The organism is Agrobacterium vacciniicorymbosi, assembly GCF_040427045.1.
In the GTDB taxonomy this organism is placed as follows: domain Bacteria; phylum Pseudomonadota; class Alphaproteobacteria; order Rhizobiales; family Rhizobiaceae; genus Agrobacterium.
On sequence record NZ_JBETMF010000002.1, the window covers coordinates 248,448 to 263,118 of the forward strand.

The 14,671-nt window shown below is 56.9% G+C and carries 18 protein-coding genes; 9 read left to right on the forward strand and 9 right to left on the reverse strand.

Annotated elements, in window-relative coordinates; genetic code table 11:
- Positions 1–52: 52 nt before the first annotated feature.
- Entirely contained in the window at positions 53–712 is a 660-nt protein-coding gene (locus ABUK73_RS04465; RefSeq protein ID WP_353576214.1) for a hypothetical protein, read from the reverse strand.
- A gap of 162 nt (positions 713–874) precedes the next feature.
- Complete coding sequence (locus tag ABUK73_RS04470) at positions 875–3,052, reverse strand: transglycosylase domain-containing protein (RefSeq protein ID WP_353576215.1); 2,178 nt, start codon at positions 3,050–3,052, stop codon at positions 875–877.
- 263 nt (positions 3,053–3,315) lie between these two features.
- On the opposite strand from ABUK73_RS04470, the gene ABUK73_RS04475 reads away from it, so the two are divergent.
- From ABUK73_RS04475 to ABUK73_RS04485, 3 genes are all read left to right on the forward strand, one after another.
- Positions 3,316–3,792 carry a YcgN family cysteine cluster protein gene (locus ABUK73_RS04475; protein WP_353576216.1) on the forward strand — a complete coding sequence of 159 codons (477 nt, stop codon included), beginning with the start codon at positions 3,316–3,318 and terminating at the stop codon, positions 3,790–3,792.
- Between the two features lie 255 nt (positions 3,793–4,047).
- Positions 4,048–4,860 carry a class D beta-lactamase gene (gene blaOXA / locus ABUK73_RS04480; protein ID WP_353576217.1) on the forward strand — a complete coding sequence of 271 codons (813 nt, stop codon included), beginning with the start codon at positions 4,048–4,050 and terminating at the stop codon, positions 4,858–4,860.
- A gap of 98 nt (positions 4,861–4,958) precedes the next feature.
- Positions 4,959–5,225, forward strand: coding sequence for a hypothetical protein (locus ABUK73_RS04485; RefSeq protein WP_353576218.1), 267 nt, complete (start codon positions 4,959–4,961; stop codon positions 5,223–5,225).
- Here ABUK73_RS04485 and ABUK73_RS04490 read toward each other — a convergent pair.
- Positions 5,193–6,290, reverse strand: coding sequence for a helix-turn-helix transcriptional regulator (locus ABUK73_RS04490; protein WP_353576219.1), 1,098 nt, complete (start codon positions 6,288–6,290; stop codon positions 5,193–5,195). The two genes, ABUK73_RS04485 and ABUK73_RS04490, sit on opposite strands and share 33 nt — an antisense overlap.
- Before the next feature lie 49 nt (positions 6,291–6,339).
- Here ABUK73_RS04490 and ABUK73_RS04495 point away from each other — a divergent pair, with 49 nt between their 5' ends.
- From ABUK73_RS04495 to ABUK73_RS04520, 6 genes are all read left to right on the forward strand, one after another.
- A complete protein-coding gene (locus ABUK73_RS04495; protein WP_353576220.1) occupies positions 6,340–6,552 on the forward strand; it encodes a hypothetical protein in 213 nt (70 codons plus the stop codon).
- On the forward strand, positions 6,549–9,158 hold the full coding sequence (locus tag ABUK73_RS04500; RefSeq protein WP_353576221.1) for a heavy metal translocating P-type ATPase: 2,610 nt from the start codon (positions 6,549–6,551) through the stop codon (positions 9,156–9,158). The genes ABUK73_RS04495 and ABUK73_RS04500 overlap by 4 nt, the downstream gene beginning before the upstream one ends.
- Complete coding sequence (gene cueR / locus ABUK73_RS04505; protein WP_353576222.1) at positions 9,155–9,565, forward strand: Cu(I)-responsive transcriptional regulator; 411 nt, start codon at positions 9,155–9,157, stop codon at positions 9,563–9,565. Before ABUK73_RS04500 ends, cueR begins: the two co-directional genes overlap by 4 nt.
- 22 nt (positions 9,566–9,587) lie before the next feature.
- Complete coding sequence (locus tag ABUK73_RS04510) at positions 9,588–9,788, forward strand: heavy-metal-associated domain-containing protein (RefSeq protein WP_353576223.1); 201 nt, start codon at positions 9,588–9,590, stop codon at positions 9,786–9,788.
- A gap of 65 nt (positions 9,789–9,853) precedes the next feature.
- Positions 9,854–10,123, forward strand: a complete 270-nt coding sequence (locus ABUK73_RS04515) for a ribbon-helix-helix domain-containing protein (protein ID WP_353576224.1) — start codon at positions 9,854–9,856, stop codon at positions 10,121–10,123.
- Positions 10,113–10,478, forward strand: a complete 366-nt coding sequence (locus ABUK73_RS04520) for a type II toxin-antitoxin system RelE/ParE family toxin (protein ID WP_353576225.1) — start codon at positions 10,113–10,115, stop codon at positions 10,476–10,478. Before ABUK73_RS04515 ends, ABUK73_RS04520 begins: the two co-directional genes overlap by 11 nt.
- A gap of 40 nt (positions 10,479–10,518) precedes the next feature.
- Here the strand turns inward: ABUK73_RS04520 and ABUK73_RS04525 are convergent, their stop codons facing one another.
- From ABUK73_RS04525 to ABUK73_RS04550, 6 genes are all read right to left on the reverse strand, one after another.
- Positions 10,519–10,767 carry a hypothetical protein gene (locus ABUK73_RS04525; RefSeq protein ID WP_353576226.1) on the reverse strand — a complete coding sequence of 83 codons (249 nt, stop codon included), beginning with the start codon at positions 10,765–10,767 and terminating at the stop codon, positions 10,519–10,521.
- Between the two features lie 47 nt (positions 10,768–10,814).
- The gene (locus tag ABUK73_RS04530; RefSeq protein WP_353576227.1) at positions 10,815–10,985 is read right to left on the reverse strand and encodes a hypothetical protein; all 171 of its coding nucleotides are present in this window, start codon (positions 10,983–10,985) and stop codon (positions 10,815–10,817) included.
- A 66-nt stretch (positions 10,986–11,051) separates the two neighbouring features.
- A complete protein-coding gene (locus tag ABUK73_RS04535) occupies positions 11,052–12,767 on the reverse strand; it encodes a GH32 C-terminal domain-containing protein (RefSeq protein WP_113085940.1) in 1,716 nt (571 codons plus the stop codon).
- Between the two features lie 112 nt (positions 12,768–12,879).
- Entirely contained in the window at positions 12,880–13,326 is a 447-nt protein-coding gene (locus ABUK73_RS04540; RefSeq protein WP_353576228.1) for a hypothetical protein, read from the reverse strand.
- 295 nt (positions 13,327–13,621) lie between these two features.
- The gene (locus ABUK73_RS04545; protein WP_353576229.1) at positions 13,622–14,002 is read right to left on the reverse strand and encodes a hypothetical protein; all 381 of its coding nucleotides are present in this window, start codon (positions 14,000–14,002) and stop codon (positions 13,622–13,624) included.
- Entirely contained in the window at positions 14,002–14,565 is a 564-nt protein-coding gene (locus ABUK73_RS04550) for a Panacea domain-containing protein (RefSeq protein WP_113085937.1), read from the reverse strand. The genes ABUK73_RS04545 and ABUK73_RS04550 overlap by 1 nt, the downstream gene beginning before the upstream one ends.
- Between the last annotated feature and the right edge of the window lie 106 nt (positions 14,566–14,671).

Here is a 14,671-nt window from a genome sequence, read left to right on the forward strand (position 1 = left end):
CCCGCAACTGCTGCAGATACGAGCGTCGCAAACGAACCGAGCACTCCAGCGGTCACTGGTAGGGCTGCAGTTTGCCAATTCCGTCGCTTACAAAGTCGTCGCTTTCAAGCAGTCGCGGCGGTGTCGGACCTTCCACGAGCCAAAGCGAATTTGCCTTCAGCAAAGTTAAGCTGCTGCATTGAAGCACGTCGCCAGACGTAAGTTGCAATGTTTCGGACTGGCAATCGAAGACACGGTTCTCGTGGTCCGTTAAAAGAAGGCCAGAAACAAAACCCCACAACAAACCGGCGATGACCAAGACGAGAAGACGAGGGATGTTCTTTCGCTCCGCCCGCAAATACATCACATGGCCGAGAAACACGCAGCAGATCGTCAGCGCTGTTCTAAACGATATGACACCGAAAACTCCGAAAACGAGGATGAGCAGCAGCGCAATCCCGACGTATGTCAGGACTTTTAGGACGCTTATGTTTCTAAGCCGGTGTAAAACATCGGACGTTCTTGGATCGCTTTCTGCGAAATTGCGTGCACGATCCCAAGCAAAGATGATCACCAGATTGTAAAAGCCATTGTAATGAGTGGGCCAAGTGGAAAACACCAACCACATTGCATGCTTGTCGTGGACTAATATCGCAAGCTGGGGCAGACGGATGAGAAAGGCGAGCTGTGCGCCGAGCATGAGTGCCAGCAGGACAAATATCGCACTGAGCACTCTTAAGAGCACCGGCCAGAACCTGGATATCGATAATACCAACGGCTGCCCTGCTACCTCTTTTCGCCCGGAATACTCGCTATCATAAGGGCGAAAATTTTCAACCCAAAGAAATAGACACTCTTCAGGTGCAGCTAAAGCGATATTATCAAAAGAGCAAAACTACCGCTTCACCCCATCACTCCCCACGTCCGCAACCTTCTGCACCGTCAGCGCCGGAGCGGACGCTTCCTTCAGCTTCTTGCCAATCGAGCGGATGACCCGTGTTGCCTCGGTGGAAAGGGAGCGGGGGCGGGTGAGGGCGGGCATGGCGTTGGCGTCTGCGGAGGCGACGAGGCCGCCGTTGGCGGGTTTGGGGTGTGTGCCTGATGGCAGCGGGTTCTGGATGCCGGGAATGGGGCGCAGTTCCATGCCCTGATGGGCATAATCCATCAGCCGCTTGAACGTCATGGCGGGCAGGGCGCCGCCGGTCATGTTGTTCATGGAAGTGAAGTCGTCGTTTCCGAACCAGACAGCCGTTGTGTAATTGCCGGTGAAGCCGACATACCATGCATCGCGGTAGGACTGCGAGGTGCCGGTCTTGCCGCCTGAGACGATGCCGTTGTCCAGTGCGCCGCGCCGCGCCGTTCCCTCGACGGGAATGGTCACCAGCATGCGGTTCATCTTGGAATTGGCTTCTTCGGAGAGCACGCGATGTGCAGGCGGCTCGTCGCGGTCGAAATCGTAGAGAACCTTGCCTTCGTAATCCAGCACCTGTTCGATGCCGTGGCGACGTGACTGCATGCCATCTGCCGGGAACACGGCGTAACCCGTGGCCTGATCCAGCACGGTGACTTCGGATGTGCCGAGCGGAATGGTCTTGTCGGTGCGCAGTGGCGTGGCCACGCCCATGGCTTTCGCCGTATCGGCAATGATCTGCGTGCCCAGAACATCCTTGGCAAGCCGCACCGGAACGGTGTTGTAGGATTTGGCAAGGGCCGTCTGCAACGTCACCTTGCCCGCATAGGAGCGGCCATAGTTTTGCGGAGACCAGCCGCGCCATGTCACAGGGGCGTCAGAAATCAGCGTTTCCGGCTTGTAGCCCTTCTCCATGGCGGCGGAGTAGGTGTAGACCTTGAAAGACGAGCCCGGCTGGCGAAGGGCCGCCGTTGCGCGGTTGAACTGGCTTTCACCATAATCCCGCCCGCCGACCATGGCGCGAATACCGCCGCCATTTTCGATGGTCACCATCGCGCCCTGCTTAACCTTGTAACCTTCGCCATATTCGCGAAGACTGCCTTCCATCGCCTGTTCGGCGGCCTGCTGAAGGCCGGTGTCTATGGTGGTGCGCACGACCACCGTGTGGTCCTTGATCTTGCCTTCCTTGGCCAGCCTCTGCACTTCGTCAAAGGCCCAGTCGAGGAAATAGTCCGGTGCCTTCACGTCTTCACGGTCGATGACTGTCGCCGGGTTGCGGCGTGCGCCAACGACCTGACCTTCGGTCATCAGGCCACCCTGCACGAGGTTGGAAAGAACCGTGTTGGCGCGGGCGCGGGCGGCGGGAAGGTTGACGTGCGGCGCATATTTCGCCGGTGCCTTGAACAGACCGGCGAGAATGGCGGATTCGGCCAGCGTCACATCCGTGAGGTTCTTGCCGAAATAGAATTGCGCTGCCGCAGCCGCCCCAAATGTGCCGCCGCCCATATAGGCGCGGTCGAGATAAAGGCTGAGGATTTCCTTCTTGGACATGTTGGCTTCCAGCCACAGCGCCAGAAAGGCTTCCTTGATCTTGCGCTCCAGCGAGCGTTCATTGGTCAGAAAAAGGTTCTTGGCCAACTGCTGCGTCAGCGTGGAGCCACCCTGCACGACGCCGCCTGCGCGGGCATTCTCGCTCATGGCGCGGGCAAGGCCGATGAAATCGATGCCGAAATGGTCGAAGAAACGGCGGTCTTCGGTGGCCAAGACAGCCTTGATGAAATGGTCAGGCATCTGGTCGATCGGCACGGAATCTTCGTGAATAATGCCGCGGTGGCCGATTGTGTTGCCGTAGCGATCCAGGAAAGTGACAGCGAAATCACCGCGATAGCGCCAGTCCTTCTTGGTTTCCTCGAAGGCGGGCAGGGCCAGCGCCAGCATCAGCACGGTGCCTGCGGTGCCAACGGTCAGAGCGTCGTCGGTGATGTTGATGAGGAACTTTTTCCAGCCGCGCACATGCAGTTTGCGCGATGCGATGGTGACCTCTTCCCAGAAGTCGAAAACGCGGGATGCAGCTGTCCAGAGGCCGGAATCGATGAAGGAATCGATCCGCAGCAGAATGTGGCGTTTACGGCGCGCTTGTTTCTTGTCTTTATCTTCCTGCACCTGAAACGAATTCCTGTTCGATATGGCGAGTGGATGCTTGACGCAGCAACCTTGCGCGGGTCATTCCTCACCACTACTCCGCCGGATTTAAGAATTATCTTATAATCGCGCGGAATGCGATATGACAAAAAGGGCTAGAGCGCCGTGTGTCCTTTTGGACGCACATAACACGCTCTAACTTTCTCAATCGGCACATCGTGCTATACGATGCGCCAGGGCCATGTTGCCGCCCGATGCCCCAAAATGAAACGGAAATGTTAACGATGAGTGACGCGCCATTCTGGAAAACCAAATCGCTGGCGCAAATGAGTAACAGCGAATGGGAAAGCCTGTGCGATGGCTGTGGCCTGTGCTGTCTCAACAAGCTGGAGGATTGGGACACGGGCGACGTGGTCTTCACCTCCGTTGCCTGCCAGCTGCTGGATGGCGACAGCTGCCAGTGTTCGGACTATCCCAACCGGCGCGATACGGTGCCGGACTGCATTCAGCTGAGCCTGAAACTGGTCAATGAAATCGGCTGGCTGCCACCCACTTGCGCCTACGCCTTGGTGCGTGATGGCGAGGACCTCTATTGGTGGCACCACCTCGTTTCGGGCGATCCTCAGACGGTGCACATTGCCGGTATTTCTGCGCGCGGACGCACGGTAAACGAGCTGGATGTGGATGTGGATGATTTCGAAAATTACGTTGTGGACTGGCCTTTGACGGTGGGGGAGCAGCCGGAGGCGCAGCGGCGGTGAGGGGCCAGCCCGAAACTCGACGTCATCCTCGGGCTTGACCCGAGGATCTAATCACGCATCGTCATTCTCTCGCTATCGTCGAATACGCAGGAGCGGCAGCAGATCCTCGGGTCAAGCCCGAGGATGACGGAGGAGAGGGCTCGACCCTTGAAAATCCCCGTCCTATTCCTGCCGCATCAATACGTTACCCAGCTTCTCTCTTTTCTTATGCCCGTTACCGGCTATGATGCATCGCCGGATATTCAAGGAAAATGCATGCGCAATCGTTTCGCGCTTCTTCTGCCAATCTGCCTGATCGCAATGAGCGCGTCCGCGCGCGCTCAGCCAATACAGCCATATGAATGCACCTTCGTGACCTCAGTGGAAACCGGTGCGGTCATTACCCAGCAGGGCACCTGCGACCGGCGCGTGTCTCCCGGTTCCACCTTCAAGGTGCCGCTGGCGCTGATCGGCTTTGACGCTGGCATTTTGCTGGATGAGTTCAACCCCGTGTGGGATTGGCAAAAAGGCATGGAGGCCAAGCCCGAAGAGCGCAAGAAAGTGGACCCCACCACGTGGCAGAAAGAGGGCATTCGCTGGTATTCCCGCGAAATCACCCGCCGCCTGGGCCAGGAAAAATTCGCCGCCTATGTCAAGCGTTTAGGCTTCGGCAATGCCGATGTGGCCGGAGATGCCGGTGAAAACAACGGGCTGACGGATGCCTGGGTCGGCACCTCGCTGGAAATCTCGCCGGTAGAACAGATTGGCTTCATGCGCCGCCTGCTGGCTAACAACCTGCCATTTTCCCGCGATGCGCAGAACAAGACCAAGGCCATTATTCCAGTCTATGACGGTGCCGAAGCCTGGAGCGCGCACGGCACCACAGGCACCGGCAACCTCAAGGGCGATGACGGCAAACCAGACCCCAACCGCCCCTTCGGCTGGTTCGTCGGCTGGGCCGAACGCGAAGGGCAACACATCGTCTTCGTCCGCTTCCGTGTCGGCGACAAGCCATCGGACAAGCCCATGGGGCAGGTGGTGCGAGAGGAATTCTTGCGGGATATTCCACGGTTTTCGGTGCATCGATAGAAAATCTGCGAAAAAATCGACGTCTCACCCATTCGGGCGATGTACCTTGCCGCAACCGCTGCTAGTTAAGACATTATTAAGCGGTTGGGGCTGTTGGAATGTTCGAAGCATTTATCGGTGCAGTATATTTTTTGCACGCTGGCGTTTTTGCCATGTTCGTGATCGTGGAGCGCAACAGGAATGGTGGCGCGTGGCGGCTGAAGCATGTGGTGCTGATGGTTGGAGCCGCCACCTGGCCCTTGCTGATTGGTGTGGCCTTGTTGGCGGCATCTTTCAAGGCCGGTTCGGCGGCGTTTTCTGCTGTTGCTTTGATGATGTCCCGGGCTGAGGGCTCAAACATCGAAGCTGGAAATCGAGGACAATAGCGCGGCAAGCTCCGATTGGCGCGCCGTGCCGGTCTTGCGGAAGATCGATTTGACGTGGGTGCGAATGGTTTCCGTGCTGACCGCCAGATGCTGTGCGACGGAAGGAATGTCGTTGCCGGTTGAGATGAACTGCGCGACCCGCGCCTCTGCGGCGGAAAGGTCGAAAAGCCCTTGAATGACGTTAGCGGTCGGCACCTTTTGCCTGTCGACAGGCGTGACGAGCAGAAAGAAGGCGGCAGAAGCAAAGATATCGCGGGCATTGCCGCGAATGGGCAGTAGATGGGCCACCGCTGCTGGCGTGTCATCGATCTGCGGCAGGGGAAAGGACTGGCAGGCTTGTAACGGCGCAGTCTTTGCAAGCCGGAACTGCTGCAAGGCCTCTGCAAGCTGGGTATTGGCAGCTGACGATGCGAAGCTGAACCTGTTGAAAGCCTGGAAGGAAATCTGTTTTCCCAGCGTCGTCAGCAAGGCGTTATGGGCCAGAATGGTGCCGCGCTCCGTCAGTACGGCGGAGGGCAGGCCGGTCACCTCAAGCGCTTGCACTGCGGCGTTGATACGCTCGAATTCCAGACGCCCGGCCATCATAGCGGCGCGCGCCAGATGCGGTCTCAAACCATCCAGAAACGAAATATCCGCGCTGGTCATCGGCCCACGGGCACGTTTCCGCTCCACCGAAAAGACGATGTGATCGCCGCTCGGCACCGATATTGCGGTTCCCGCGCCAAAACCGTAACCCAGCGGCTGCATCAGATCGGTATAGATCGGGAAGGTGTTGTACTCTTCGTCGGTGAACTCCTCCGCCTCGTTGAAAAAGCCGCTGTAAGGTTTGCCCAGAAGCCGCTTTGCCCGGTCGTTGCGACTACCCCAATCCTCCCGCAGAATGCGGTCGATCATATCCATGATACCAGCAGATGCCCGCCATTTTGTGGAAACGGCGTTGGAGTTGAAAAGAACAGTCCCCGCGCCACCAGCCTGTAACGCCATGTCGTTCAACACCGTTTCCCAATGATCGGGAAGAAACGCGGCTTCATAAATAAGATCGATGAGGTGATGCGGTGCGTTCATATGCTTTGACCGTTCAATGAAATAGTAAAAACAGAAAATTCTATATGCAATGATCGTGAATAAATGGCTGAATGACACGGCTATTCAGACACGCTTTGTGCTGCAATGCAATATTTCTTGTCAGGCGGCGCATGTCATCACCCATTTGGGTGAAGTGGGTATCCGCCTGCGCGAAACCCGGCAGCCAAAATCGTCGGGTTCTCCCTTGACCTTCCCATCATGGGAAGCCTTACATGAAGTCTCGAAAGGGGAAATCCCATGAATGAGACAGTCAAGACCAACATCCCGGCAGAGCCGATTTCCGTGTCCGTGGAGGGCATGACCTGTGCGTCCTGCGTTCGGCGCGTCGAGATGGCGGCGGGGAAGGTGCCGGGGGTGGTGGCCAGTTCGGTGAATTTTGCGACGAAGCGACTGACGGTGGAACCGGGGCAGGGGTTTTCGGCAAAGACGCTGGCCGCAGCGGTGAAGAAGATTGGTTATGAGGTCGCGCCGCAGAAGATGACGCTTTCGGTGCAGGGCTTGAAGAGTGCGGAAGATGCGGCGCGATTGAAGGCCGTGCTGGAAGTCGCGCCGACCACTGTAAATGTGGAGGTGGATGCGCAGAGCGGGGCGGTGACCATTGAAAGCATGGGCGGTGCGCGTCAGCGCGAGGTGCTGGTGGAAACGGCTCGGCTGGCCGGGTTTGCGCTGAAGGCTCCGGGTGCGGCGGGCCGCGACCACACAGGGCATGAGCATAGCCACCATGCCGGTGACGAGGCGACGCTGAAGCGGGATGTCGTTCTGGCGGCCGTCTTCACCGCTCCGCTTTTCGTGCTGGAAATGGGCGGGCATCTTTATGCGCCGATGCATCATTGGCTGATGGGCGTTATCGAGACGCAGACGCTGTATTACGTCTATTTCGCGCTGGCGACAGTGGTGATTTTCGGGCCGGGATGGCGGTTCCTGAAGTCCGGGTTTCCGGCACTTGCGCATGGCGCACCGGAGATGAATTCGCTGGTGGCGCTGGGGGTGAGTGCGGCCTATCTCTATTCTCTGGTGACGACCTTCGCGCCCGGTCTGCTGCCTGAGAATGCCCGGCATGTCTATTACGAGGCGGCGACCGTCATCGTCACGCTGATCCTGATCGGGCGGTTGCTGGAGGCGCGGGCTAGTGGCAAGACGGGTGATGCCATTCGCAAGCTGGCAGGCCTTCAGGCCAAGACAGCGCGGGTGGAACGGGGCGGCCAGGTGCTGGATATATCGCCCGAAGAGGTGCTGGTGGGTGATATCATCATCATCCGTCCCGGCGAGCGCCTAGCCGTGGATGGCGAGGTGGTGGAGGGTGCGTCCTATATCGATGAATCAATGATTTCGGGCGAGCCGGTACCGGTGGAAAAGACTGTGGGAACGCATGTCACCGGCGGCACGATCAATGGAAATGGTACGCTGAAGTTCCGGGCGACGAAGGTCGGTGCCGATACGATGCTGGCGCAGATCATCCGGCTGGTGGAGCAGGCGCAGGGGGCTAAGCTGCCCATCCAGCTTCTGGTGGACCGGGTGACGGCGCTGTTCGTGCCTGTCGTGATTGGCGTCGCGGTGCTGACTTTTGTGGTCTGGGCGATCTTTGGGCCGCAGCCTGCCTATACCTATGCGCTGATCAATGCCGTCGCTGTTCTCATCATCGCCTGCCCCTGCGCCATGGGGCTTGCGACGCCGACTTCGATCATGGTCGGCACGGGGCGGGCGGCGGAGCTGGGCGTGCTGTTTCGCAAGGGCGAGGCTTTGCAGGCGTTGCGCTCCGCCGGGATCGTTGTGGTGGACAAGACCGGGACGGTGACGAAGGGCAGGCCGGAACTGACGGATTTGGTGGTTGCCGATGGGTTCGAGCGCCGGGAGGTTTTGAGGCTGGTGGCAGCGGTGGAAAGCCGCTCGGAGCATCCTATTGCTGAGGCAATTGTGCGGGCGGCGAGGGTTGAAGAACCCCTCCCCAACCCCTCCCCACAAGGGGGAGGGGCTAACCCGGCTGAACCGTTTGATGGAGGACTGACACCCATGCAACGCGGTTTCTCCCCCCCTGTGGGGGAGATGCCCGGCAGGGCAGAGGGGGTCTTCTTCTCAACCATCACCAACTTCCAAAGCATCACAGGCTACGGCATTTCTGCCACCGTGGATGGCCGCAAAATCGACGTCGGCGCGGACCGCTTCATGTCCAAACTCGGCCTCTCCGTCGCACCTTTTGCTGACACAGCACAAAAGCTGGGCGATGAAGGCAAGACACCGCTTTACGCCGCCATCGATGGCAAACTGGCGGCCATCATCGCGGTGGCAGACCCGCTGAAACCCTCCAGCATCCATGCCATCAAAGCCTTGAAATCCATGGGCATCGAGGTGGCGATGGTGACGGGGGATAATGCGCGCACGGCCAAGGCCATCGCCAGCCAGGTTGGCATCGAAACGGTGGTGGCCGAAGTATTGCCCGAGGGCAAGGTGCAGGCGATCCATGATCTGCGGCAGGGCGGCAAGACACTGGCTTTCGTGGGTGATGGGATCAATGACGCACCGGCGCTGGCTGAAGCCGATATCGGTATAGCCATCGGCACCGGCACGGATGTCGCCATTGAAAGTGCCGATGTAGTGCTGGTGGGTGGTGATCTGATGGGCGTGGTGCATGCCATCGAGATGAGTCGCGCCACCATGCGCAACATCCGCCAGAACCTGTTCTGGGCCTTCGGGTACAACGTCGCGCTCATTCCCGTGGCGGCGGGTGCGCTTTATCCGGGGTTCGGCATCATGCTGTCACCCATGGTCGGGGCGGGAGCCATGGCGCTGTCCTCCGTCTTCGTGCTGGGCAATGCCTTGAGATTGAAAACAGCGAAGGTATCGACATGAATATCGGTCAGGCATCTGAGGCGTCGGGCGTATCGGCCAAGATGATCCGCTATTATGAACAGATCGGCCTCATCACGCCTGCGGCCCGCACGGGTAATAATTACCGCGTCTATGGCGAGCAGGATGTGCACAATCTGCGTTTCATCAAGCGCTCCCGCACGCTGGGTTTTTCGCTGGAGGAAACGGAAACGCTGCTGAAACTCTGGCAGGACAAAACCCGCGAAAGCTCCGCCGTCAAGGATATAGCGCTCGCCCACATCAACGATCTGGAGCGCAAGATCGCGGAGATGAAAGCCATGGTGAAAACGCTCTCCCATCTCGCCCACTGCTGCGGCGGTGACCACCGGCCGGACTGTCCCATTCTGGACGATCTGGCAGGCATCGACGCCTCAGTGACGCATAAGTAGTTGGAATAGAAAGGAAATCAACATGACAACCACCACCTTCACCGTACCCGACATGACCTGCGGACACTGCGAGAAAACGATAAGGGGTGCCCTGACAGAAGCGCTTCCCGGCGCAGACATCGGTATCGACCTGTCTATGCACAGTGTGACGGTGACTGGCGATGCCGCGACGGCTGAGGAGGCGATGCGGGAGGTGGGGTACAGCCCGGAGCGGGTGGGGTGATGTTCTGGCAAAGGAAGGACGAATATGCTACTGAGTAGTAGTCGTTTTCCCAATGGAGAGTGGTCATGTCGGTTAAAGCGTCGGTTTCCATTTCAGATCAACAGGATAGCTTTGCACGCCAGCTTGTTGAGGATGGTAGGTTCTCCAGTCTCAGTGCTGTGGTTCAGCGCGGAATAGAACTTCTGCGTCAGGAGACCGAGTTACATGACGCTGAATTGGCGGCGCTCAAGGCACTGCTGGAGGAGCGCAGCAAAGGTCCGTTTATATCTCAGGAAGAAGGGGAAAGGCGTACCGAGGCAATGATTGCAGCGAAAAAGGCTGCTTATGGCCTATGAGATTATTCGCTCGGAGGATGTCGAGCGTGATCTAGAATTGCTCTTCGATCATCTCCTGGAGTCGTACTTAGCTTTTGGGGACGAGTTAGGAGAGGCTTTTGAACGGGCGAGCGTCAGGCTCAGGTCGATCGACAAAGAGATTGAGCTTCTGGGGCACGCACCGTTTCAAGGAACGTTGTCGCCACATCTTTTGCCCGGCTTGCGCAACGTCACGAAAAACAAAGCCATATTTTATTTCGAGGTTTTGGAGGGTCGCCAGCAAGTCAAACTCCTTGCGGTTTTCTTTGGTGCCCAAGATCATCAACGGCATATGCTGAAGCGATTTTCGGCGCGCGGGCCAAACGAAAAAGGGTGATCCGAGATCACCCTTTAAAACCATAAGAATTTCTCAACGATCAAACCTCGTCAAACTTTCCGCCTTCGCGGGATGGATTGCGATCCAGAAGCTTTTCCTCGACATCATCCGGCAGAGCGTCGTCGCTTTCCTGATAGGGATCGTCGTCGGTTTCGGCTTCTTCTTCGCGTAGTTCCTGTTCGATCTGCTGCGAAAGTTCGCCGTCTTCTGGGAGGTCGTCTACTTCAACGTCTACGATGTCCTGATCGAGGGCGTCTTCGTTTTCTGTGAGGGGCTTGCGCGGGTCCATGGTCGTGTTCCTGTCGGGTTTGGGGAAGGGGAGGATGCACGCAGTCATTAGGACTGCGTGGTCATGAACACGATCATTGCCAGATAGATAACGAAGGCCATGATGCCGACGCCAGCGATGATAAGGATGATACCGCGGCCGGCGCGTGTTTTTTCGCCTTTGTTCTCATTGGCCTCGGATGGAAATAGAATGGGATCGGTTCCCTGAATCTTGGTCACGAAGCTCTCCTCTGGATAAGTTTCTTACCAAGACAACGATACAGGGAGGCGAATGTTCCTGAGCGCTTACTGTTTTAGCGCCCAGATCGTGGCGTGCGCCACCGCCCCATCGATGCTTTTCAGGTGGGCTGCGCGCACCGGCTCGAAGCTTTCGAGGCGCTTGGTGCCGACATAACGGCCATGGTCGGCAAAGACTTCGATGGAACCGTAATCGAGGAAAATGCGCAGGCGGAACGGGCGTGCGCCCTCGGAAATATAGCGCGGCGAGGCACCTTCGCGACCGTCTTCATGGCGAATCCAGAGGCCCGTTTCATCGCAGACGACGCCGAGTTTGACGCCGGGGTGGTCGAGTTCCAGTTCGAAGGGTAGGCCGGGCTTGGTGAGTTCGAACAGCAGTTCTACGGCCCCGGTGGACAGATCGACACGCTCTCCCGCCGCAAGTCTTGTGCGGTCCAGAATGCGGTGGCGCAGGCTTTCTGCGGCACCGATGGGCGGTGTCAGCAGCGCGCCGTGGGAGAAGTGCATGCGGCGCGGCAGGGTCATGGCGGTGGGGAAGTCGATTTCCGGCGTCGCATCCGCCCAATTGGCCAGCCAGCCGATGCCGACGATGGTATCGCCATCCAGAAAGGCCTGAAACGCGTAATTATCCGTGCCGAAATCCAGTTCCTGGCCGAATTCCTTGACGAAAGTCTTGCCATCGAACCAGCCGACATCGGCCATGGTCAGGTTCTTGCGGCCCGTGGCGGCATCTTCCGAGTGCATGAGGCCATAAGTCAGCACCCAGCGGGTGGAGCGGGCATTGGCAGGGCCATCCAGCGGCAGCAGGCAAGGGCATTCGATGGCGGTGGTCTTGTAGCGCGTTTCCACCCACAGCTTGCCCACATAGGTCCAGCCGGAGGCGGCTGTGGGGTCCTGCGTTTCATAAAGCAGAATGACGCCGCCGCCATCGCTCTGGCTGCCTAGCAGCATTTTCCAAAGGCCATCCGGGCCGCGTACGACGTAAGGGTCACGGAAGTCAGGGGTCAGGCCCTGCCCATCCGGGCGGTGGCCGAGAATGACGTCTGCCTGACCAGCCATGATGAGATCAGACGAAGTCGCTGTCAGCTGGATCTGCTGTTCCGGCACGCGGTCCTGCACCTGTTCGGTAAAGAACACACGAATGCCGGTACCTTCTACCAGCGGAATGGTGGAGCCGGAATAGGCCCCGCCACGCTTGTCTGGCCTCGTCGTCAGGTCTTCGGAGGGGAAGAGGAAGATCGGCAGGTGCCGCCAGCGCAGGTAATCCGACGACACCGCATGGCCCCAATGCATGGTGTTCCAGCGCAGGCCATGGGAATAATGCTGATAAAACAGGTGCGGTCGTCCCTCGAAACGGCCAAAGCCGTTGGGATCGTTCATCCAGCCGAAGGGCGGGCGGAAGTGGTAGCTATCCGGCAGATCGGGGGCGGCATTATCCGGCTTGGTGTGGACGACTGTAATGCCGGTTTCCAGCACGTCGGACTGGACGAACCAGTAAATGACCGAGACGGCTGTGGTGACCGTATCGTAGCTTAGCTCGACGCGACCGCCGCCGAATACCTGATAAATGCGGAAATTATACTCATCGATATTGGTGGAGGAGACCTCGGCGAACTTGCCATTGTGATTGGAAAACGAAACAGCCCCCGGCTCATCGGCCTTCTTCGCCTTCAACCAGATATGGAATGTGGCATTGACCGGAAGATCGGTTTGAATGGTGCGGATGGCGCTCTCGATCTCTACGGGCAAGGCGGTATCGTTCATTCCACTGTCCTTTCGTCTCTGTGTCTCAACAGAATAGGAACGAAAGTGGCAGGTTAAAGTTCATCCCCGCCAAACTGTGCGGAGATTTCAGAGGCTTGTGCGCAAGCGTCGTTCAGAAAGCGCCTTTGCCGACGGAGGCGAACTGCGTTTTGACATCCACCAGAAGACCCTGGAAATTCAGCGATTTCTGCCCGGTTTCAGTAAGGGACCCGGTGCCGGAAGCCGCATTGTCGGGCGGCGGACACGTAAAACAGGTTAGCCCCGCCATATGCGGACCGGCACCCGTAACCGGAAAACCCAAGGCCAAATCCCGCGCCGAGCCCTCCATGGGTTGATAGCCATAACGGGCAAGGCCGACCGGCCGAAAACTCCTGATCTCCGGCTGTTTCAGCACCTGCAACCACGAAACGGCAATGAGCCGCGAGCCTTGCGCCTGCGTATAATGCAGCCTGTGCGTTTCCGCAGTCCGCTCACCATTTTCCACCGCCAAAACGCCGGTGGACAGAAGCGATAAAAGCCCGCAGGCCGCGATTGTTCTCCTGAAAACGAACCCCATCATCCGAAAGTCCCCAAACGAATCACCCAGCCGCCGTGATCGGCAGATTTTGTCAGGGTGCTACGATTGGTTAATAATTTCAATTAAAAATAATTTAGAAAATGCTTTCGCACGGATTGCGTGATTAAGATTTATCTAAAAATTGTTGTGAAGCATCATTATTTTCGTGAGCTATTGCAATGGAGTAATGGTTGCAATTTTAAATAAAACTACAAAAGATTGATTAAATAAAGCGCAAGCTAGGGTCTTGTAGACGTAACCTGGAACAGGGCCGTCAAAGAAAACGTAAGGTCTTCGATCACGACAATAGGTCGTTTAAGGTGTCCCGGACTAGTTCCTTGTCGGGCCTCGGCAAAGATTTTACCGTTTTCAAAAATTCCAACATTTCAGCCAATATTTCTCGAGGCATCTCTCCGAGTACCTCCGCCTCATAGAGATTGAGCTTTTCATCAGTATAGCGTGCGAAGATCGAAAAGCTGATTGAGGTGAATCCTGTTTCGGAAGGCGGCAGAAATGATATTTTTGAACAATCGATGTTGAGGCAGTCTTTATAACTTGGATCAGAGTTCAAGAAGAGGAATTTTCCGGAAATACCATTTTGCGGGAGGCAAATGCAAAAATGATATTTTTTGTAACCGGCTATGGGCGCAAATATTCTTACGATATCGCCAGCTTTCATCAGATATGCTCTGAAATGAATTTCAATTCCTGTGCTTTGTCGACCGCGGGGAAGTCATAAAGCATTGCGTAGCTCATCACGAAAGCTTTCTTATCGCTTTCATCGTCCCACGCATCTACATATGCCGGATCTTCGTGTGTAAGCTTTCTGATTTGCTGGAAGCCAAGTGATTTCACCGTGATGAAAGACTCATACAAAGCCTCGCAATCACTCTCTGAAAGAATGTTTTCGTCAAAGCTGCGCTGCGCATTACTATACTGAAAAACTTTGTGGCCGGTTTGAACGCGCGTCCAAGGCAAATTCTTGAGCGACGGGTCGGACTTCAACAAATCATAAGCGTTTGACGGCACAGGGCCATGCTCCATCGCGACATATCTGTCAAACGTGATCGGTCTTCCGTATTCGTTCAGATGACGCCGGTCAGACAGAAAAAGCGACTTTACGATATCGTACTGGGAGGCAGACTTATGGAGTCTGTCGGCTTCAGAAATCAAGAAAACCAAAGCTTCGAGAATCCGCGCCGCGTTTGGTTTGATATCGATTATGGGAGCCTTTGCACGCATTGCCTCTCGTCTCCAGACGGGCTTTTGAACACTATGTCGTCAGTATTGACGACGTTAAAATACCGCGATTGAATTTACAGGATATGAGGAATTCGACGCAACAATT

What these genes read in the sequence shown, in the direction of transcription:
- ABUK73_RS04475 (WP_353576216.1), top strand. Translation starts at nt 3,316, where the DNA reads ATGAGTGACGCGCCATTCTGGAAAACCAAATCGCTGGCGCAAATGAGT.
- blaOXA (WP_353576217.1), top strand. Translation starts at nt 4,048, where the DNA reads ATGCGCAATCGTTTCGCGCTTCTTCTGCCAATCTGCCTGATCGCAATG.
- ABUK73_RS04485 (WP_353576218.1), top strand. Translation starts at nt 4,959, where the DNA reads ATGTTCGAAGCATTTATCGGTGCAGTATATTTTTTGCACGCTGGCGTT.
- ABUK73_RS04490 (WP_353576219.1), bottom strand. Translation starts at nt 6,290, where the DNA reads ATGAACGCACCGCATCACCTCATCGATCTTATTTATGAAGCCGCGTTT.
- ABUK73_RS04495 (WP_353576220.1), top strand. Translation starts at nt 6,340, where the DNA reads ATGATCGTGAATAAATGGCTGAATGACACGGCTATTCAGACACGCTTT.
- ABUK73_RS04500 (WP_353576221.1), top strand. Translation starts at nt 6,549, where the DNA reads ATGAATGAGACAGTCAAGACCAACATCCCGGCAGAGCCGATTTCCGTG.
- cueR (WP_353576222.1), top strand. Translation starts at nt 9,155, where the DNA reads ATGAATATCGGTCAGGCATCTGAGGCGTCGGGCGTATCGGCCAAGATG.
- ABUK73_RS04510 (WP_353576223.1), top strand. Translation starts at nt 9,588, where the DNA reads ATGACAACCACCACCTTCACCGTACCCGACATGACCTGCGGACACTGC.
- ABUK73_RS04515 (WP_353576224.1), top strand. Translation starts at nt 9,854, where the DNA reads ATGTCGGTTAAAGCGTCGGTTTCCATTTCAGATCAACAGGATAGCTTT.
- ABUK73_RS04520 (WP_353576225.1), top strand. Translation starts at nt 10,113, where the DNA reads ATGGCCTATGAGATTATTCGCTCGGAGGATGTCGAGCGTGATCTAGAA.
- ABUK73_RS04525 (WP_353576226.1), bottom strand. Translation starts at nt 10,767, where the DNA reads ATGGACCCGCGCAAGCCCCTCACAGAAAACGAAGACGCCCTCGATCAG.
- ABUK73_RS04535 (WP_113085940.1), bottom strand. Translation starts at nt 12,767, where the DNA reads ATGAACGATACCGCCTTGCCCGTAGAGATCGAGAGCGCCATCCGCACC.
- ABUK73_RS04540 (WP_353576228.1), bottom strand. Translation starts at nt 13,326, where the DNA reads ATGATGGGGTTCGTTTTCAGGAGAACAATCGCGGCCTGCGGGCTTTTA.
- ABUK73_RS04545 (WP_353576229.1), bottom strand. Translation starts at nt 14,002, where the DNA reads ATGAAAGCTGGCGATATCGTAAGAATATTTGCGCCCATAGCCGGTTAC.
- ABUK73_RS04550 (WP_113085937.1), bottom strand. Translation starts at nt 14,565, where the DNA reads ATGCGTGCAAAGGCTCCCATAATCGATATCAAACCAAACGCGGCGCGG.